This is a genomic window from Bacteroidia bacterium, from assembly GCA_033391075.1.
Classification (GTDB): domain Bacteria; phylum Bacteroidota; class Bacteroidia; order J057; family J057; genus JAWPMV01.
The window spans coordinates 7259170-7279245 of the sequence record JAWPMV010000001.1; the positions used below are offsets into that span (position 1 = coordinate 7259170).

The following is a 20076-nucleotide window of genomic DNA, read 5'->3' on the forward strand; positions in this document are numbered from 1 at the left end:
AAATACAGAAACCTAACACTCAAACACCCTAATACATTAACACCTTTCCCCATTCGCGCCGGGGCCAGGCTGCTGGAGGGGGGCGGATTGCGGGAGGCTTTGAAGCAGCTTGATTTTTACGATGTCTGTCCTGAATTATATTGAAGGATTTCATCTAAGGAAAAGAAGAAGGAAACAAATATCGACCTATCTATATCGACCGACCTAAAGGCCTCACAAATTTCTATGAAACCATTTTTTAGAAAACAAGCTTTCCTATAGCTTAAAGACCTTATCCAAATAACTTTGTTCCGGTATACGATTTTTACTGGCTTTACTTACGACTACATAGACCAGGCATGCAAATAGAAAAGCCGGAATAATTTCATGTATATCTTTGAGGCTTTCATAACGAAGCCTGAATCCGAAACGCCAGACGATGGTACCTATAATCCCACAAATCATGGATGTAATGGCTCCCAAATCTGTTCCCCATTTGAGGTAAAGTCCTCCAAAAATGGCAGGAAAAAAACTCGCAGCAAATACAGCTCCTGCAAAAGCGGTGAGTTCAACTATGCCTGCAGGAGGATAGAGGGTGATTAAAAAAACCAGGCCACAATAGCCCAACATCGCCCATTTGGTGTTTTTGATAATAGTTTTTTCTGGGATAGGTTTCCAGACATGCCAAATGTCTTTCACAAAGGCAGTTCCTACAATCAAAATAACAGAAGCCAGAGAAGACATGCCTGCAGCAAAAAGGCCTGCTACACAAATCCCGCTAATAAGTTGATTATCTATTTTCTCCAACATAAATCCAATCACCTCATCTGTATGGTTAATCAGATAGGCTGCCTCTTCTGCGGTAGCCATACCATGAACCAGGGCTCCCAGGCCCATCACACAGATCAAAGAGACTCCTAGAAATACAGGCGTCCAGATCATGGCGAACTTCATGCTTTTGGCATTGTCTACTGAGTAGAAACGGATAAGTGATTTTGGATCGGATATCTGCTTCATGCCGATGGAGAGTCCGATTCCCAGGATATAGAGGAAAGAAACCAGAGAACCGAAAGTAACCAGACCGGAGCCCATAGGACTTCCATCTTTGCTCACATGGTCGATATCCGAAATTTTAGTCATCAACTCATCCACCCCTCCTACATAAATGAAAGGTAGCATGACCATCAGAATCGCGACAGCAAACATAATGATCCCTTGTACAGCATCTGTCCAGAGTACACTATACATCCCTCCCCACATGGTATAGGCGCAGGTTATGAAAAGGATAAGGAAAGCACCCCAGGCATAAGGGATGTCCATGACGGATTCCAAAACATGCGCACAGCCTTTGGCTATTCCGACCATGTACCAGATAGTGGCAAAGAGGATGGTGAAAGCAGAAAGGATACGTATGGATTTGGCGAAACCACTCCTATAGCGCAGGTGAAAATAGTCAGGCACGGTAAAAGATTGGAGGATGCTGGATTGATTTCGCATCCGAGGGCCTAGCAGTAGCCAGGCTATGATACAGAATACGGCCCAGATCATGCCGACCCATGCCCAGGAAAGCCCATATTGAAAGGATTTTCCAGACATACCTATATAGGTATTGGTGCTCGCGGAGGTAGAGAAGAAAGCCAGGGAGATAACCCAGCCAGGAATCTCTCGTTTGGCGATATAGTATTCTTTCAAGCCGCTGGAGGCTTTCTTTTTAAAATACCATCCGACATAGAGACAGAAGAAGATATAAATGAGGGTCAGAAGAATGACCAGACCATTTTCAGCCAGATATTCCATCATGATTCTTCCTCCTCTTCTTCAATGGTGAAGTCCATTCGTGAAACAATGAAGGCATTTGTAAGTACCAGGAGAAGAATGCCCCAATAGGGAAATCCGGTCCAGAAATCCATAGTAGTAGTTTTGGATTAAATATACAGGAATTATTTGAGAGACATTTTGACACGAGGTCTTCATCACAAAAAGCTGTGTCATCCCGACCAGAGTGGAGGGACCTCATTTTTTCAGCCTAATACTTTCCCCAACATATGAAGAATTATGAGAAAGGCGGTGGGTGAGGGCTTAGGTCCTTCACGGGGCTCAGGATGACACGGATTGTGTAAGACAAAGGCTCAGAAATGAGTATTTAGTATGCCTGACCTAGGTTAGCAAAATCATAGACTCCTCGATCTCTCCCCTGGAAAATTTCCGTGCTGCCTGATCAGCTCTGCGGATCGGCTCCGGAATTCGGTACTGCCCCCGTATTGACTGGGCGATCTGAAGGGTCGAGCTTTGATTGATGCGGAAGCCTGCGCTGGGGAAAATGGCTTTGATGCCTGTCTGAGAACGTAGGACAGAGCCTATCCATTTGTCTTCTACGATGAGCTTCAGAAAAGCAGTTTCCTTTTCACCCAACTCACTAAAATCCATCTTGACTAAGGTATCTTTTGCAATACCCATACTGCAAAGATTTGCCTTGATCCCGACCCAGCTTGCAAGACCCATGCGACGAGGGTGTGCAGTCCCATGTCCGTCGATGATCAATAGCCGAATCTCATCCGAAATCTTCGCCTGTAGTTTCCGAATGGCTGCCAGCAAAACGGGCCCTTCCCTGAAGGCAAAAAATCCCGGTTTATATGGATGCTTAACCTCTTCCTTACTCAGGTAAATTTGAAAAATTTCTTTTTCCCATTCCATCAAATCCATTGCAACATAGGCCTCATTATCAAGGTATTGAACATCCAGAGTACAGATTAGGTCGCCTTTACTAAGTGTGAATTCCTGATCTTCGTCTGGAATTTCCTGAAGAGCTTGTAGCATTTTAAGCTCTTTTTCATAGTTCATATCAGGCTGCATCTTCGGAGAGCTTTTTAAGGACTTCCAATGCTTTCATGGTATCCTTTTCCCCTACAAAAATATGGTCGTGGTAGTATCCCGCCACTACATTGCAGCTAATATTTGCCTCTCCTAAAGCTTGTGAAAAAGCCGCGGTAAGTCCGACAGCGTCCAGGGCAGAATGAATTTCCAGACTGATCCAGGAAGCCAGAAATTCATAGGCTATTTTGTGCTGCTCAGCTATTGCCTGAGGAAGGATATAAGTGACCCCTTCTTTCTCTATAAAGCTACCGATAGCATGTTTCTGCAAAGCTGGTTTGGCTTCTGGAAATGAGCAAAAGATATAGCTCCCCTCATTGAGATAAGGTTCCATTGAGCTTAGCATCTTATCGAGATCTTTTTCTCCGGCCATCTAGCTTTTCTTTTTTTCCCAGGTTCGTGAACTAATAAAAGCCAGGGGTTTGGTATAAATCAGACTGCGTTTGATCTCCTGATCATCTGGATTGATTTGCAGGGATTCCTTGAAGTAATTTTTTGCCTCCGCAAAGCGCTTATTTTTACTAGCAATCTTACCCAGAAAGTACAGGGTTTGAGCCAGGTTGTTTCCCGGGTTTTTGCGCATGTTTGGCAATACGTAGAGTAAGTCTTCTTTGGCTTCTTTGTACTTTTTGAGATGAAAGTAAATCAGTCCTCGCATGGCTTGCCCTACCTCCAGGCCCGGGCGCATATCCATGAGTTTATCAATGGATTTCTCTGCTTTTTTATAATCGGCATGATCAAAGGAAATTCTTGCCTGGTAAAAAAGGGCTTTGATGTCATTGGGATTAAGCCTTAGCGCTGCTTCTACTTCCCTTTCTGCAGCTGCTTGTTCGTCATTTTGCAAGTGGTGCTCACACTGTTTCATATGACGTTCTACTTTGAAGCTGATGTCAGGACTGCTGGCAGCTGATGCAGTTTTTTGTTTCTGTTCGTATTTATGCTCAAGTGCTGAAAATTTTTCCTTATCCATGAGTTCACCATGTACAACAGCATCCATGAATTCTTTTGGAGGTAGATAGCCAAAAGAATAAACGTAGGTACAGATCATCATAGGGGCGGCATAGTGAACCCCTTTGTAACGAACATGTATTTCTCCATTGTCTCCAGCAAACTTATTCCCTGTATTGTATACATCATCTGCGTACCATGATTCTGATTCCGGGTGTTTTTCGATAGTCGGTTCATGGAAACCTCTGGTAAAGTTTACGCCATATTTATAAGGTTCTGAACACCAGAAAGATAATTTGTTGAAAAACTCCGGCGGAACTTTCCCCTTGGGATACTCATGAGGGGCTTCGAGCCATCCAATGGCTTTAACAGGAAAAGAATAGTAATAATACTGTTTAAGATCAGGTCTATACATGTGTGAATCAGATTGTGGGAGGACTGAAGGAAAGATAGCGTAAAATTAAATATTTGGAATGAAAGATGGAGCAAGAAAGTTCAAATGTAAGTTTCAAGTCTAAGCACAATGAAGTATCTACAAATCTTGAAGAATTTGCTCGTATAGTTCCAGCCATTCGAAAAAATCCGGAACTAATGTGTTTGAGTATGAGCAGGCCGAATTGAATAAAGCGCACACAGCCAGTTTACGATCCGGATCGAGAGCAATTTCACTTCGGAACTCATTTACGTAGCCACCATGATAAAGGAGGGGCTTGTCTTTATAACTCAGAAACCGGAAACCCATAGCATAATGAGAGCTGCTGACGCCCTGCCATTTATTGAAAAAGAGGTCTTTGTCTGAGGTATTGATATAGGGATGGTAAACTTCTGCCAGTACATCCGAACTCACTACATCGGGGCGATTGCCAAATAATACCTGTATCCATGCTGCCATATCCGAGATAGAAGCATTGATTCCTCCGGCTGAAATGGCATTGTAGTATTTAGGAGTTATGGAATCCTGAACCCAGGCTTCCTGCTTTCGATTATATTTGTGAGGGATGGCCTTGTTTCCATGCTGCTTTATGCCTTTGATGTCAGTGGAAGCATCCTGCATACCTGCCGGACCGAGAATTTTCTGTTCGAGCAGGCTTTGGTAGGATAAACCACTGACAGAGTCCAGTACCTCCTCTATCATGGCAAATGCCGCATTTTGGTAGGCATAATATTCGCCCGGATTTCCTTGTAGATAGACATATTTAAAATCCTCCGCTACTTCTCTCGGGCTTTTGAGGGCTTCTATTTGATTGGTGTAAATGTGTCGGGGAAAGCCTATGCTATGGGAAAGCAAATGTTGTACTTCTACTGCTTCCGTTTGTTCCCGGGTTTTGAGTTTGAAGTAGGGCAATATATCTGTTAGAGGAGTATCCCAATCCAGTTTACCTTCCTCTACCATGATGCCTGCCAATACAGCTGCAAAGGCTTTGGAAAGGCTGCCAATCCGAAAAACTGTTTCATTATCGATAGAATCAGGTCTTCCTAATTCCTTTAATCCAAAACTTTCTTCAAACCAGATGGAGGAATCTTTGACTACTATAATAGCTGCGCCTGGACAAGCGGCATTGTTGAGCTGATTCTGGATATGGTTTCTGTAGTGTTGGAAGAATGTGGCTCTTTGTTGTAGAGAGGCATCTTCAATTTGCTCAATGAGCTGCTTTTTTTCCTGATTGACCTCCAGCCCCCCAAAAAAGGCGAGTATAATAGCAGCAAGTGCAATCCCTGAAAGAATGAAATATCGCATAGGTTCCGTTCAGGGAAATTAGGGAAAAAAGGGAGTAATGCGAAGTATTTGAAGGTGTTAGTGTATTAGGGTGTTAGAGTGAATGTAGATTTTCGCTAATACCCTAATACTCAAACACCCTAACACCCCTCTACGCAAGCTGCGTAAGAGACTCCTGCTTGGAAGGCAAACTGCTACTGCCGGAAAGATAGATATCCACGGCTCTGGCAGCTTCTCTTCCTTCGGAAATGGCCCAGACAACCAGAGATTGTCCTCTTCTCATGTCACCAGCAGAGAAAACACCTTTTACAGATGTTTGGTAAAAGTCTGTGCTGACATTACCTCTTTTGTCCAGTTCTACTCCCAGTTTTTCGAGTAGACCTTCTTTCTGAGGGTTGAGAAAGCCAACTGCCAAGAGTGCGAGATCACAAGGGAGAACTTTCTCTGTTCCTTCAATTTCTTTGAATTCGCGACTACCGGGTTTCCACTCAATTTCGACCGTACGCAAAGCTTTGACATGACCCTTTTCGTCTCCGATAAATTCTTTGCTGAGTATGGCCCAACTTCTATCGCATCCTTCATCATGAGAAGAGGAAGTTCTAAGAACCATCGGCCAAAGAGGCCAGGGATTGTCCTCAGAACGATTGAGAGGGGGCTTGCTCAGGAGTTCTATTTGGGTGATGGACTTTGCACCGTGACGATTGGATGTCCCTACGCAGTCCGAACCGGTATCTCCTCCTCCAATGACCACGACATGCTTATCGGCAGCAGATATTTCTCCCAGTTCTTCTGTCCATTCCCCGGATACTTTTTTATTCTGGCGCGTGAGGAATTCCATAGCAGCATGGATTCCTGTCAATTCCCTACCGGGAATGGGAAGATCACGAGGGATGGTTGAACCGCCACAAAGGAGTACGGCATCGAAATCTTCTTTCAGGCTTTCTATGGAAACATCAACACCTACATTGGTATTGCATTGAAATAGTATGCCGCTTTCTTCCATCAATTTGATCCTTCTTTCTACTACCCATTTCTCCAACTTGAAATCCGGAATCCCATATCTCAGAAGTCCGCCCGGAGAAGCAGCTCTCTCAAAGACAGTAACTGCATGGCCCGCTTTTCTCAATTGAGCTGCTGCTGCCAATCCTGCCGGCCCGGAACCTATCACTGCGGTCTTTTTTCCACTTTCTGTGACTTCAATGGGCTTTACCAAATCCAGTTCAAAGGCTTTTTCAATGATGGATTTCTCAATATGCTCTATAGCTACCGGATCTTTATTGATTCCCAACACACAAGAGCCTTCACAAGGGGCCGGACATATCCTCCCGGTAAATTCGGGGAAATTATTTGTGGAGGAAAGGATGGAGTAAGCTAACTCCCAATTGCCTTCATAAACTGCGTCATTGAACTCAGGGATATTATTTCCCAGGGGACAACCGCTATGGCAGAAAGGGACTCCACAGTCCATACATCTTGCTGCCTGTTTAAGGGTATTTTCTTCCGGAAATTCTTTATAGAATTCCTGGTAGTTTTTGATCCGTTCTTCGGGTTTCTCCTGCCTGGGGAGTTCCCGGCCAAATTCCATAAAACCTGTTGGCTTACCCATTTTTCTAGCTTACTTTTTGAAAACTTCCGTTGTTGCCGGCATTTAATACGGCCTTGTAATCTCTTGGCATCACTTTGACAAAGTGTCTGAATGCTTCTTCCCAATCTGTGATGAGCTTTAGGGCTCTTCGACTGCCGGTGAAGGTATAATGCTTGTCGATCATAGATTTCAATAGTTCTTTATCCTCAAAGGATAAGGGATCCAGATCAACGAGTTCTTTATTGCAATTGACTTCGAAATTATTATCCGGGTCATAGATAAAGGCAGTACCCCCACTCATTCCTGCGGCGAAGTTTCTACCTGTTTTTCCTAAAATGATGGCTACTCCTCCGGTCATGTATTCGCAACCGTGATCCCCAACTCCTTCAACTACGGCTTTTACCCCACTATTTCTCACACAGAATCTTTCGCCAGCAATCCCTCTGATAAATGCTTCTCCACTAGTGGCTCCATAAAAGGCTACATTTCCAATCAGGATATTTTTAGAAGGCTCAAAAGGAGATATTTTGGGAGGGTAGACGATGATTTGGGAGCCTGATAATCCTTTGCCCAGATAATCATTGGCTTCACCTTCCAGTTCAAATCGAATTCCCTTAGCTGAGAAGGCGGCGAAGCTCTGGCCAGCAGAGCCATAAAATTTGTAGTGGAGGGTCGCCTCTTTCAGCCCTTTATCCTTAAATCTTTTACTGATTTCATTGGAAAGCATAGTTCCAACGGCCCGATCTGTATTCTCAATCTCAAAGCTTTCAAAAATTGGATTAAGAGATTCCATGGCAGGAATTGCCTTCTCGATCAACTGATGATCCAGAATATGGGCCAATCCGTGGTCCTGCTCGGTGCTTTTATAGAGTCCTGTCTGGTCAGGATTGGGTTCTTTGTATAAAACCGGGCTTAGGTCAAGTGTTCTAGCTTTCCAATTGCTGATGTTATCACGCATTTTCAGCACATCCGCCTGTCCGACCATTTCATCTACCGAACGGAAGCCCAACATGGCCATGTGCTCACGAAAATCTATGGCGAGGAAGGTGAAGAAATTGATTACATCTTCCGGTTTACCTGTAAAGAGTTTTCTCAGATTTGGGTCCTGAGTTGCTACGCCGACAGGGCAGGTATTGAGATGGCATTTGCGCATCATGATACAACCTTCGACGATAAGTGCAGCGGTAGCAACGCCCCATTCTTCAGCACCCAACAGAGTCGCGATGGCAATATCTCTTCCAGTACGTATTTGTCCGTCCGTTTGGATACGGACACGACTTCTCAATTTGTTTTTGACCAGGGTTTGGTGAGCTTCTGCGAGACCAAGTTCCCAGGGAAGTCCTGCATGGCGAACAGAACTGAGGGGAGAGGCACCGGTTCCCCCATCATGTCCGGAAATGAGGATATGATCGGCATGTGCTTTTGCAACTCCGGCTGCAATGGTTCCAACCCCCGCTTCAGAAACCAGTTTTACACTGATTCTGGCAGCGCGATTGGCATTTTTTAGGTCAAAGATGAGTTGGGCCAGGTCTTCTATAGAATAGATATCATGGTGGGGTGGGGGGGAAATGAGGCCTACACCGGGAGTAGCATGCCGGACTCTTCCAATCCAGGCATCAACTTTATGACCGGGCAGTTGGCCGCCTTCTCCGGGCTTTGCCCCCTGGGCCATTTTGATTTGGAGTTCCTCCGCATTGCTCAGGTAAAATGAGGTAACCCCGAAACGTCCGGAAGCTACCTGTTTGATAGCCGATCGTTCCCAATCTCCATTGCTTTTTCTTTGAAAACGAATGGGGTCCTCTCCGCCTTCTCCGCTATTGCTTTTAGCGCCTATGCGGTTCATGGCGATGGCAAGTGTGCTGTGAGCTTCGTGTGAGATAGATCCAAAGGACATGGCGCCTGTGGCGAAGCGCTTCATGATGTCCTCTACTGATTCGACTTCTTCTATAGGAACAGCTGTCCTTTCCGTAAAATCCAGCAAACTTCTCAGCGTAATCGCCTTCTCCATCTGCTGATTGATCTTATTTGCGTATTTCTTATAAAGCTGGTAGTCGTTCTTTTTACTGGAATGCTGGAGTAAATGAATGGTTTCCGGATTAAAAAGGTGGGCTTCGCCCATTCTTTTCCACTGATATACTCCCCCTACTTCCAGACGAGGAAGCGGTACAGGAGCTTGTGGATAGGCCAGTTTATGGCGAACCAGAATTTCTTTTGCCAACTCTTCAAAGCCCAAGCCCGATATTCTGGATATGCTACCACTGAAACAAGTATCTACCACTTCTTTATGCAATCCCAGGATTTCGAATATTTGAGCTCCGTGGTAGGACTGGAGGGTAGAGATTCCCATTTTTGAAAAGACTTTGAGGAGCCCTTTCTGGATCGCATTTGTATAATTTTTATGAAGTTGTTTCTCAGAATATCCTTTGAATGCAGGATGGGTCTTTTGTAAATGGCTGAGGCTATCAAAAGCCAAATAAGGATTGACGGCGATACTTCCGTATCCAATCAATGTAGCGAAGTGATGGACTTCCCGCACATCCGCACTTTCGACAATCAAGGCTGTTACGTGCCGGATATTTTCTTTGATCAGGTAATGATGAATAGCTGCTGCTGCCATCAAAGCAGGAACCGGAGCTTTTTTCTCTCCCGCTTTCCGATCACTCATGATGAGGATATTGGCTCCTCTTTTTAAGGCATCATGGGCTTCTTTACAGATGCGTTTTATGGCATCTTCCAGCTTTTCATCCAATCCAAAGACCAAATCCACCGTTCTGGCCATGTAGTCTCTGTGATTGATATGCCTGATTTTATGTAGGTCAGAGTTACTAAGTACGGGATTGTTGATAGCAATGTGTTTACACTGCTGAGGCGTTTCTGCCAGGACATTTTTTGCACCTCCAATCCAGGTTTGCAATGACATCACCATCTTTTCGCGTATGGGATCGATGGGAGGATTACTTACCTGGGCGAACAATTGCTTGAAGTAATTGCTGATGTGTTGACTTTGGTCAGAAAGGGCAGCCAGGGGCGTGTCAGATCCCATCGAACCGATAGGTTCTTTCCCTGCTTTCCCCATAGGTCCCAGGACAACTTTGAGTTCTTCGGAGGTGATACCAAAGAGTTGTTGTTGCTGAAGAATATCTCCTTTGAAAGGAGCATATGGTTCTTTGTGATTTTGCTTAGGGAGGTTGGCGAGGGTTTCCTTATGCTCATCCAACCATTCCTGGTAAGGTTTTCTGGAGCAGATATCCGCTTTGAGTTCTTCATCGCTAATGATCCTTCCCTGAGAAAGGTCCGCTACAAATATTTTTCCAGGCTGCAGCCTGCCTTTTTTTATCACCTTCTCCGGATCCAGTTTCAGAGCACCTGCTTCTGAGGACATGATGAGTCTATCATCACTGGTTACGGCATATCGGGAAGGTCTGAGACCATTTCTGTCAAGGGTGGCTCCAACGATATTTCCATCTGTAAAGCAAATAGAAGCGGGGCCATCCCAGGGTTCCATCAATGTCGCATGGTATTCGTAAAAGGCTTTTCGAACCGGATCCATCTGTTCATTTCCTTGCCAGGCTTCCGGAATGAGCATCATCATCACATGTGGAAGGGAGCGCCCACTCATCACCAGGAATTCGACAATGCTGTCCAGATTTCTGGAGTCAGATTGTTTGGGATCACATATGGGCTGCATAGCGGCCATTTCCTCCCGGGTAAAGAGCGGAGATTCCATCAGGAATTCTTTTGCCTTCATCCAGTTTACATTTCCCTTGATGGTATTGATCTCACCATTATGGGCGATATAGCGAAAAGGTTGGGCCAGGCGCCATTTAGGAAAGGTATTGGTAGAAAAGCGGGAATGAACCAGAGCCAAAGCTGATTCTACTCTTTCATCCTGTAAGTCAGGGAAATAAGCTCCTACCTGATCCGTACGAAATTGCCCCTTATATATGATGGTTTTGTAGGAAATGGAGGCGATATAAAAATCATCGCCTATATTTTCTATACTTCTATTGATTGTATGTGAGGCTACTCTTCTGAGGATGAATAGCTTTCTTTCCAGTGTCTCTTTATCCCAAGTTTCTTGTCCTTTGAGGAAAAGATGTTCGATTTGGGGTTCCTTTTCGAGTGCTGAAGCCCCAATCTGAGCTTCTTCTGCCAAGGTAGGTAGCTTGCGATAGGCAAGTAAACTAAATCCCAGTTCCTGCAAGGTCTTATTGAGAATCAATCGCGCTTCCTCTCTTTGTTCCTGATCTTTGGGAAAGAAAATGACTCCAACACCATATTTACCAAATTCCGGTAGATGAAATTCCATTTCAACAGATAGTTCCCGGAAAAATCTGTCCGGAACCTGGATGAGGATACCGGCTCCATCTCCAGTTTGGGGGTCATATCCACAGGCTCCTCTATGCTCCATATTTTCGAGCATGAGTAAAGCATCTGCAACGTTTTGGTGTGATTTCTCTCCCTTCAGATGGGCTACAAAACCAATTCCACATGCATCATGTTCGAAAGACGGATGGTAGAGAGAATGTTCAGGATTGTTGGAGACTGTAAGTCCGCGTTGATCACTAGTCATTGCTTCAGATTTGGATATCAGTCAGCCGGTCACTTTCTGAAAAGTTCAAAAAGCGTTATGTCTCCACGGAGGAGATCAAAAAAATACCGGATATCTCTGGAGCCTCCGGTCTGTTCTAAATGGGATTTGGGATGAAAATCTTTTAGAGCAAGGAGGCTCGTAGACCTTATGTTACCTTTGCAAATGCTAATTTATAAAAAAAATACTAAATATTTAAATTATTAATAAAAATGAGTGCATGATATTGTGAAATATGTAATGATTATTAAGGCTTTTTTAATTCTTTTCATAGCCTTTTGGATTTACAGGCTTGGGAAGTGAAGCCATAAAAAAAGGCCCTCCTTGCGGAGAGCCTGATATACTTAAAGATGGTTTTCTTTCTAAAGCATCAGAACTATGCTTTGCTAACTGTTCTGATGATAGCCGCAGCAACTTTGTAAGGATCTGCTGCTGAATTTGGACGACGGTCTTCCAACCATCCTTTCCAGTCATTTTCTACTGTGGCAATTGGAATACGGATAGAAGCTCCACGGTCAGAAATTCCATAGCTAAACTTATCGATAGCCTGGGTTTCGTGCAATCCTGTCAGACGAAGGTGATTTTCAGCACCGTAAACGTCGATACATCTTTGGATCGCTTCATCAGATGCAAAAGATTCACATATTCTGTCATAATCTTCTTTCTTACCGCTAGTACGTAGCAGGGTATTAGAGAAGTTTGCATGCATTCCGCTTCCATTCCAGTCTCCCGATACCGGCTTACAGTGCCAGTTGATGCTGATGCCATATTTTTCAGCAGTTCTTTCCAGCATGAAACGAGCAACCCAGATTTGATCACCTGCTTCTCTTGCTCCTTTTGCAAAAATTTGGAACTCCCACTGACCTGCAGCAACCTCTGCATTTATTCCTTCTACATTGAGACCTGCTTCAAGGGTAGAATCAAGATGCTCTTCTACAATTTCCCTTCCATGTGCATTAGAAGCACCTACACTACAATAGTAAGGTCCTTGTGGTTCCGGATATCCATTTTCTGGAAAGCCTAAAGGCTTATTGGTTTCATTGTCCCAAAGAAAATATTCTTGCTCAAATCCAAACCAGAAATCGTCATTGTCATCGTCTCCGATAGTAGCTCTTCCATTCGTAGAATGAGGAGTACCATCTGCATTTAGTACTTCAGTCATTACCAGGAATCCATTATTGCGGTCCGGATCCGGGAAGATTGCAACGGGCTTAAGTAGACAGTCCGAAGAGCCCCCTTCGGCTTGTTGTGTTGAACTTCCATCGAAAGACCACATTGGGCAATCTTCCAATTTGCCACTAAAGTCTTTTAGGATCTTGGTTTTGCTTCTTAAACCTTGAGTAGGCATTGAACCATCAAGCCATATGTACTCTAGTTTGGATTTTGTCATTTTTGAATAAATTTAAATTATGGGACTTCAAATTTAACAGATTTATAAAATAAATGTCAATTTATTGAATATTTTTCTATTTTCTTTGTGGCAATTATTGACTTTTGCTCTTATTTCAACTTTTGGGATAATTCTTATTATTTATCCTTCCTTCCCAGCCTCAATGCTCCTATTTAGCTTCTATCTTATATATCTGCGTAAAATAAAGGCGGAAATTACACACTGATTGACTGATATATATTAGATAATTGGCCTAAATATTTCATATCCGCGCTCTATCATAGCCTTTTTTGAAATTTCGCAACAAAAGAACGCACTTTTTCTTAAATATCCTATACATCAAGGCTTTTGTGGTGTAAAAAAGTGAAATTGTGAAGAATTGATTGTGTAAAATGGGGTTATTCCTTCAGTTGGTACTTAAAATTGTGAAGAATAGGTCATTATTCTGCTTGCAAATGACCTTGTATGTAATTTTTTCCTAATCTCCTTATTTCTATTTATTACCCTTTAAATGGGTTTTTTTTCTACAAAAGCTAAGCACTTCTTTCAAAATCTGTATATATCGGCGTGGAATAATTTCTTATAAATACCTGTTTATCAGATATTTATTTCTGTTTGTGCCTCCAATTCTCATCTAAGCCTTTTTATTTAATCTGAATTTAGAGGATACACGGATATCCTTACCCGTATTTTAATATTTGCAAAAAAATCATAATAAATTTAAATAATATTAAAAATATGGCTGTATTATTGAAAATAATTTATAATATTTGCATTGTGTTAATCGACTATTAACAAATTCATATTAGAACTACAGAATTTTTCAAGAACTCACTATGGACAAATTAGATTCTTTACAACAGGTCTATGAAGCTAAGCTGGCTGTACTGGAGCAAGGTATTGGAGCTGCCCAGGAAGCTGCAGCAGTAGCAGACATGACCGCGGACAACGTCTGGATGATGTTGGCTACTGCATTGGTTTTTATCATGCACCTGGGATTTGCAGGGGTTGAAGCCGGTTTTGGTCAATCCAAGAATACCGTAAATATCCTGTTTAAAAATACGCTGACACCTGCAATCGGCCTGGTAATGTATGCCCTATTTGGATTTGCAATGATGTATCCGGGAGCATGGACCCTGGATGGGATTCTTGCTTTTGGATTTGGTCTGGATGTACCACTTACAGATGAAGGGGCTTTGGATATGACTTATAATGATAGTTATACTTATTGGACTGATTTCCTTTTTCAGGGAATGTTTGCTGCAACGGCTGCGACCATTGTTTCCGGAGCAGTAGCAGAACGGATTAAACTCAGCAGTTACCTGGTTTTTACGGTATTGTTCGTAGGATTTGTATATCCTATTATCGGTTCCTGGCAATGGGGCGGCGGATTCCTTTCGACACTTGGCGGTGATGATGGAGGATTTTATGATTTCGCCGGTTCTACGCTTGTTCACTCTGTAGGGGGATGGGGAGCTTTGGTTGGTATCGCACTTCTGGGTGCCAGAAAAGGAAAATATGTTGATGGGAAAGTCATTGACAAACCTGGTTCCAGTGTTCCTTTAGCGGTTATTGGTGTCTTCCTTCTTTGGTTAGGATGGTTTGGATTCAATGGTGGATCTGTACTTTCTGCTGATGCTGCAGGTACTTCTTTTGTATTGGTTACTACTTCACTTGCAGCTTGTGCCGGTATGTTTACAGCAGTAATTACGGCATGGTTTGTATTTAAAAGACTGGATTTGGGAATGGCACTGAATGGAACCCTGGCAGGTCTGGTTGGTATTACCGCCGGAGCTGACCTTATGAGTCCCTGGGAAGCTATGTTTATTGGGGGAGTTGCTGGAGTTCTGGTCGTATTGTCTGCGATTACGCTGGACAAATTCTACCTGGATGATGTTGTTGGAGCTGTCTCCGTTCACTTGACTTGTGGAATCTGGGGAACACTCGCAGTGGGTATCCTGGGTAGCAAAGCCGGACTGGATCAGTTTATCTGGCAATTGACAGGTGTAGGTGCCGCAGCCGCTATGGCCTTTGGAAGTGCTTTTGTCATCTTCTTTGTTCTCAAGAAAGCCTTTGGAATCAGAGTTACCGAAGAGCATGAAGAAAGTGGACTTGATAGCCACGAGCACGGTATCCGCGGATACACCATTATTTATGCAGAATAGTTAGTTTTAAAAATAAGAGTAGCAGGGAGAGTAAAGAAAGCTCGCCCCTGTTGCTCATCTCCTTTGCCCTTTTCGAGATGTAAAAATTAGGCCCTCACCCCAAATTACTCATCACGTAATTAAAGCCTAAAAACTTACATACAATGAAAATCATTAGAACATTACTTCTAATCGGGCTCCTTATGCCTGTAATTTCCCTCCAGGCCCAAGACGAAGAAGAAGGTAAATTAAACATCTCAGGTTCCGTTGACACTTATTACAAGTACGATTTCTCCGGAAATGCTAATATCGGAACCAGTTTCGCAGACGAGCAGAATTCTATCTCCATAGGTATGCTTGATCTGATTTTTGAGAAATCATCTGGAAAATCCTCCTTTGTGGGTGAAATAGCTTTCGGTCCCAGAAATGCGGCCTCTGCAGGACCCGGCGAAGACGGGAGTTTCGCACCCAGAATTCAAAACCTCTACTTTTCTCATCAGTTGACAGACGAATTGACCGTGACAGCAGGATACATGGGGACATTTGTGGGATATGAAATCATTTCCCCAACCGGAAATTTCAATTATTCTACTTCCTATCTGTTTACAAACGGCCCTTTCCAAAATGCAGGAGTAAAATTTGAATATGAAATCAGCGATGGGGTAAGCATTATGGCAGGTATTTTCAATCCCTGGAATGTATATGTTGCTCCTTCAGATATCGGTCCCAGTAGCTTTGGTGCTCAACTGGCTCTTTCTCCAGTTGATGGATGGGATGCTTATATCAATTTCGTAACAGGAGGTGAAAGTGGTACCGAAGTAGATCTGACTACGACTTTTCAATTGAGCGATGACTTCATGATAGGCTTGAATGCTGCCAGTTTTAACAATGGTCTTGAAGGCGATCTGGAATCTTCCTTTGCTGGCGCAGCACTTTATTTGAATTTGAGTGTTTCAGAGCTCGTTTCCCTGGGTACACGCTATGAGTACTTCAGTACCAATGCAGACTTTGATGTAAATGCAATTACGTTTTCGGCAAATATTGGAAAAGGTGCCTTGACCTTTATTCCCGAATTGAGGTTTGATGCCGCCAGTACAGAAGCATTTTTAGATGCTGATGGGGCAGCTACAAAAACAGCAACTCAAGCGGTTATTGCAGCTGTTTTCGCTTTCTAAATAAAATATCGGATATCGTTCAGGTTTAGGTTGCCCTTTTATAAGGGCAGCCTTTTTTTCTTTGGATCAGTAAATATATTTGATTTTTGAAATGGAAAGTACTGTAAGCTGTAGTAAGGGATTGTCCTAGATTACTCTGCATCATGCCTTAGATTAGCAAGGTGTATATGACTCTCAATAATCAGAAATACAAAGTCTTTATTGTTGATGACGATCCATTTATTCGTCGTAGCCTGGAAATAAAACTCCATGACAACGACCAATACGATTTGCAAAGTTTCAATAGTGGAGAATCTTGTATTCAGGCGCTTGCTGAAAATCCCGATTTAATCATCATGGATTACAATATGGGCGAGCATGTGATGAATGGAATGGAGGCAATGATCAAGATCAAAGAACTGAGACCTTCGGTAGAAGTAGCCATTCTATCTGCTCAGGATGAAATCCCTGTTGCCGTAGATATTCTAAATAAAGGGGCTATTGAATACCTGAGTAAAGAGCATGTGCTGGATTATGGAATAGAGCGCTCTGTCGCAGAAATAATCCAAAAGAAGGAGTTGCAGGATGAGTTGGTTCGAAAGAATGGAGAAATACGGGAGAAAAACAGGGCGCTGGAAATTGCGCAGGAGGAAGTCCTCAAGGCCAATAAAGAGTTGAAAGAACTCAATGAAGAACTGGATAGAAGGGTGAAAAAGCGGACAGCCGCTCTCGTAAATTCGCTGAACAAACTAAAAGACTCAAAAGAGGAACTGGAGAATTTTGTATATCGAGCATCTCATGACCTCAAGGGGCCTACCGCTCGTCTTTTGGGATTGATCCAACTTTCTCAAATGCTGCCTGATGATCCCTCCAATTTAGGCTATATGGAGGAAGTCATCAAAGGCATGGATAAGATTGTAGAGAATTTCATTTACGTGCATACCCTGCATAGAAATCCGCTCAACAAAAAGGCCATTGATCTTGAGGAATTGGTTGTGGAAAGTTTCGAAAAGCTCAAACTTATTCCCAAAGCGAAGGGGATTCAGTTGAAATATGAAATAGAAGGGGGAAAATACTTTGCCTCTGATCCGCTCCTTTTGAACATCATCCTTCAGAATTTACTGGAGAATGCAATTCATTTCCATAAAGGAGAAAACTGTGCAGATCGATTTGTGAATCTTCGACTTATACAGGATACAGAAAAACTGATCCTGGAGATAGAGGACAATGGGCAGGGAATTGGAAATGATATTCAGCATAAAATATTCCAGATGTTTTACAGAGGCTCCCAGGAATCTCACGGAAATGGTCTAGGGCTTTATTTGGTCGAACATGCAGTCAAGAAGCTTGAGGGGAAAATCTCCATTAAGTCTGAAGTTGGTCGATACAGTAAATTTCGAATTCAGCTCCCCTTAAACTTAGCATCAGAATCAACAAGCTGATTACAATCAGCAATTCCTTTACCATAAAAGATAATAGTTCTCATCCAAAGCGAATAGATGACTTTCAACAGCAACAAACCGATTCTCCTTCTGGAAGATGACCTGGTGGATGTAATGACCTTTAAGCGTGCCGTAAGGGATTTGGCCGTGAAAAATGAATTGATTGTCAAGGGAAATGGGGTGGAAGGCCTCGAATTTCTCGAAAAAGCGCTTGAAATCCCGTGTATGATCCTATTGGATCTCAATATGCCTAAGATGAATGGGCTCGAATTTTTAGAGGAGATCAAAAAGCATCCTCGATTCAGGCATATCCCGGTCATCATTCTCACGACTTCTAAAGAGCAGACAGATCGGATGCAAAGTTTTCAATTGAGTGTCGCGGGTTATATGGTAAAACCAGTAAACTACCAGAATTTCATAAACATGCTTAATACCATTCATCAATATTGGTCACTAAGTGAGTATCCGGAATAAAACATGTTAAAGTTCTGGGAATTTGCAATCAATATGGGGAGTTCGGAGGGAATGACCCAACAGGAAAGGGCACAAATCAGCTTCTTTAATCTAATTTGTATCATCAATTCTTTGGTCCTTTTGGGACTAAGTGTCTTTAACCTCTTCAGCCAGATATACCTTGTCTTGCTCCTTTTGCTTTGGCAAATTTTCGTTTGTGTACTCTGCCTTTACTCAACTGCAAATAATCGATTTGTATTTTCCTATAGGTTTTGGGGATTAAACGGAATAATAGGGACCCTTCTAGGTCTTTATTTTTTGGGGGAAAGCTCAAATCTTGAGATGCTGTTTGTACTCTATTTTTTGATTCTCAGCATTTTCTCTCAATCTCAAAAGGAAACTTTGTTATGGCTGGTGGCTTGTTTTCTGGGAATCTCTTGCAGTTTTCTTATATACGAATTCTTTTCCCCCATCGTCAAATACCCATCCAGCATACTTGTAAAGCTTCCCAATCTGATTTTCTTCCTGGGAATCATTTGTCTACATAGCCTGTTTTACCGAAAAGATACGATCAGAAATCAGCAGCTTTTACAGGAAAATGAAGAGAAATATCAAAGAGAATCAGCCAAACGAAAACAATACTCCCGGGAATTTCAACTAGCCCAAATAGAACTAAAAGAAAATGAGGAGAAGTATCAACTCCTTTTCGATAATGCCTCTGATGGGATTATGCTCCTGGATATACTGGCGTTGAGAATCATTCTTATGAATGACAGTTTCTCTCGACTTCTGAATAAGGAAAAGAAGGAATTGATGGAACTTCCTCTCTCGGATATCATGGATATCTATTTCCCGGAGATAGAGAATAAAGAACAGAAGCTGTTGAGTTTGCAAAAAAGCCTTTCTAAAGGAGAAATTCTGGAGGAAAAGATTTGCCTTTCAGATGAGCAAGGGAAGCGGCTGCATTTACAGCTTTCTGCTATCCCTATGCCGAGATCGCACAAGCACCTCTTAGCCATTTTTATTCGTGATCTCTCTCATGAGGTTCAGGAAGAGGAAAGAATGAAAGCCACTCTCGGAGAATTACAAGAAGTAAATGAGGAGTTAAAGAATTTTGCTTATATCGTTTCTCATGACTTAAAAGCCCCTTTGCGGGCCATAGGTTCTCTTGCTGATTGGTTGGAGGAAGATCATAAAGAACAATTGAATCCGGAGGGACAGGAAATCGTACGTTTGGTGAACTCCCGGGTGGAGCGAATGCACAATCTATTGGAGGGTGTTCTTGCGTATTCCCGGGTGAGTAGAGATAAAGAGGAGAAAGTAGATATCGATACAAAATTGCTAATTGATCAGGTGATTGATAGCCTGGCACCCGAGGAGCATATTGAAATCCTTATTGAAGGAGAATTAGCAGCTTTACATTTTGACCGTACTCGGCTTTTTCAGCTATTTCAAAATCTCATTTCCAATGCAATCAATTTTATGGATAAGGCCCATCCGTTTATCCAAATCGGCTGCGAAATACAAACTGAAGAGGTGCGAATTTGGGTTTCAGATAATGGACCTGGAATAGAAGAAAGTTATTACCATAAAATCTTTCAGGTTTTTCAAACGCTTCAGGCGAGAGATACTTACGAAAGTTTGGGAATGGGGCTTGCTATCGTCAAGAAGATAGTAGATCGATATGAAGGAAGGATTAGCCTTCAGTCTGAAATAGGGGCAGGCTGTTGCTTTGAAATATTTTTTCCCCGTGAAACCGTAGAGGTCCGATCCAGGGTTTCGGTCTGATCAAAATTTAAACA

At 42.8% G+C, this 20076-nt stretch carries 13 protein-coding genes; 5 read left to right on the forward strand and 8 right to left on the reverse strand.

Features of this window, described 5'->3' with window-relative positions; all coding sequences use genetic code 11:
* Positions 1 to 255 precede the first annotated feature (255 nt).
* The 8 genes from R8P61_28970 to R8P61_29005 all read right to left on the reverse strand — a co-directional run bounded on the left by R8P61_28970 (position 256) and on the right by R8P61_29005 (position 13081).
* The gene (locus R8P61_28970; GenBank protein MDW3651145.1) at positions 256 to 1779 is read right to left on the reverse strand and encodes a hypothetical protein; all 1524 of its coding nucleotides are present in this window, start codon (positions 1777 to 1779) and stop codon (positions 256 to 258) included.
* A 357-nt stretch (positions 1780 to 2136) separates the two neighbouring features.
* Positions 2137 to 2796 (reverse strand): endonuclease V, encoded by a 660-nt coding sequence (locus R8P61_28975; GenBank protein MDW3651146.1) that lies wholly within the window; start codon positions 2794 to 2796, stop codon positions 2137 to 2139.
* Between the two features lie 25 nt (positions 2797 to 2821).
* The gene (locus R8P61_28980; protein ID MDW3651147.1) at positions 2822 to 3223 is read right to left on the reverse strand and encodes an ACT domain-containing protein; all 402 of its coding nucleotides are present in this window, start codon (positions 3221 to 3223) and stop codon (positions 2822 to 2824) included.
* The gene (locus tag R8P61_28985) at positions 3224 to 4213 is read right to left on the reverse strand and encodes a tetratricopeptide repeat protein (GenBank protein ID MDW3651148.1); all 990 of its coding nucleotides are present in this window, start codon (positions 4211 to 4213) and stop codon (positions 3224 to 3226) included.
* A gap of 117 nt (positions 4214 to 4330) precedes the next feature.
* On the reverse strand, positions 4331 to 5536 hold the full coding sequence (locus tag R8P61_28990; GenBank protein MDW3651149.1) for a serine hydrolase domain-containing protein: 1206 nt from the start codon (positions 5534 to 5536) through the stop codon (positions 4331 to 4333).
* Between the two features lie 130 nt (positions 5537 to 5666).
* Entirely contained in the window at positions 5667 to 7121 is a 1455-nt protein-coding gene (locus tag R8P61_28995; GenBank protein ID MDW3651150.1) for a glutamate synthase subunit beta, read from the reverse strand.
* A 4-nt stretch (positions 7122 to 7125) separates the two neighbouring features.
* Positions 7126 to 11673 (reverse strand): glutamate synthase large subunit, encoded by a 4548-nt coding sequence (gltB, locus tag R8P61_29000; protein ID MDW3651151.1) that lies wholly within the window; start codon positions 11671 to 11673, stop codon positions 7126 to 7128.
* Between the two features lie 394 nt (positions 11674 to 12067).
* Positions 12068 to 13081 (reverse strand): glutamine synthetase beta-grasp domain-containing protein, encoded by a 1014-nt coding sequence (locus tag R8P61_29005; protein MDW3651152.1) that lies wholly within the window; start codon positions 13079 to 13081, stop codon positions 12068 to 12070.
* An 836-nt stretch (positions 13082 to 13917) separates the two neighbouring features.
* On the opposite strand from R8P61_29005, the gene R8P61_29010 reads away from it, so the two are divergent.
* The 5 genes from R8P61_29010 (at position 13918) to R8P61_29030 (ending at position 20062) form a co-directional block, all read left to right on the forward strand.
* Positions 13918 to 15246: an ammonium transporter gene (locus R8P61_29010; protein MDW3651153.1), complete on the forward strand. Its 1329-nt coding sequence runs from the start codon at positions 13918 to 13920 to the stop codon at positions 15244 to 15246.
* 143 nt (positions 15247 to 15389) lie between these two features.
* Positions 15390 to 16400, forward strand: coding sequence for an outer membrane beta-barrel protein (locus R8P61_29015; GenBank protein MDW3651154.1), 1011 nt, complete (start codon positions 15390 to 15392; stop codon positions 16398 to 16400).
* Positions 16401 to 16567: 167 nt separating this feature from the next.
* Positions 16568 to 17821: a hybrid sensor histidine kinase/response regulator gene (locus tag R8P61_29020; protein MDW3651155.1), complete on the forward strand. Its 1254-nt coding sequence runs from the start codon at positions 16568 to 16570 to the stop codon at positions 17819 to 17821.
* Between the two features lie 57 nt (positions 17822 to 17878).
* Positions 17879 to 18295, forward strand: coding sequence for a response regulator (locus R8P61_29025; protein MDW3651156.1), 417 nt, complete (start codon positions 17879 to 17881; stop codon positions 18293 to 18295).
* Positions 18296 to 18298: 3 nt separating this feature from the next.
* Positions 18299 to 20062: an ATP-binding protein gene (locus tag R8P61_29030; protein MDW3651157.1), complete on the forward strand. Its 1764-nt coding sequence runs from the start codon at positions 18299 to 18301 to the stop codon at positions 20060 to 20062.
* Positions 20063 to 20076 lie beyond the last annotated feature (14 nt).

Coding starts and splice junctions, on each gene's coding strand:
- R8P61_28970 (MDW3651145.1), bottom strand. CDS start 1,779: ATGATGGAATATCTGGCTGAAAATGGTCTGGTCATTCTTCTGACCCTC.
- R8P61_28975 (MDW3651146.1), bottom strand. CDS start 2,796: ATGCTACAAGCTCTTCAGGAAATTCCAGACGAAGATCAGGAATTCACA.
- R8P61_28980 (MDW3651147.1), bottom strand. CDS start 3,223: ATGGCCGGAGAAAAAGATCTCGATAAGATGCTAAGCTCAATGGAACCT.
- R8P61_28985 (MDW3651148.1), bottom strand. CDS start 4,213: ATGTATAGACCTGATCTTAAACAGTATTATTACTATTCTTTTCCTGTT.
- R8P61_28990 (MDW3651149.1), bottom strand. CDS start 5,536: ATGCGATATTTCATTCTTTCAGGGATTGCACTTGCTGCTATTATACTC.
- R8P61_28995 (MDW3651150.1), bottom strand. CDS start 7,121: ATGGGTAAGCCAACAGGTTTTATGGAATTTGGCCGGGAACTCCCCAGG.
- gltB (MDW3651151.1), bottom strand. CDS start 11,673: ATGACTAGTGATCAACGCGGACTTACAGTCTCCAACAATCCTGAACAT.
- R8P61_29005 (MDW3651152.1), bottom strand. CDS start 13,081: ATGACAAAATCCAAACTAGAGTACATATGGCTTGATGGTTCAATGCCT.
- R8P61_29010 (MDW3651153.1), top strand. CDS start 13,918: ATGGACAAATTAGATTCTTTACAACAGGTCTATGAAGCTAAGCTGGCT.
- R8P61_29015 (MDW3651154.1), top strand. CDS start 15,390: ATGAAAATCATTAGAACATTACTTCTAATCGGGCTCCTTATGCCTGTA.
- R8P61_29020 (MDW3651155.1), top strand. CDS start 16,568: ATGACTCTCAATAATCAGAAATACAAAGTCTTTATTGTTGATGACGAT.
- R8P61_29025 (MDW3651156.1), top strand. CDS start 17,879: ATGACTTTCAACAGCAACAAACCGATTCTCCTTCTGGAAGATGACCTG.
- R8P61_29030 (MDW3651157.1), top strand. CDS start 18,299: ATGTTAAAGTTCTGGGAATTTGCAATCAATATGGGGAGTTCGGAGGGA.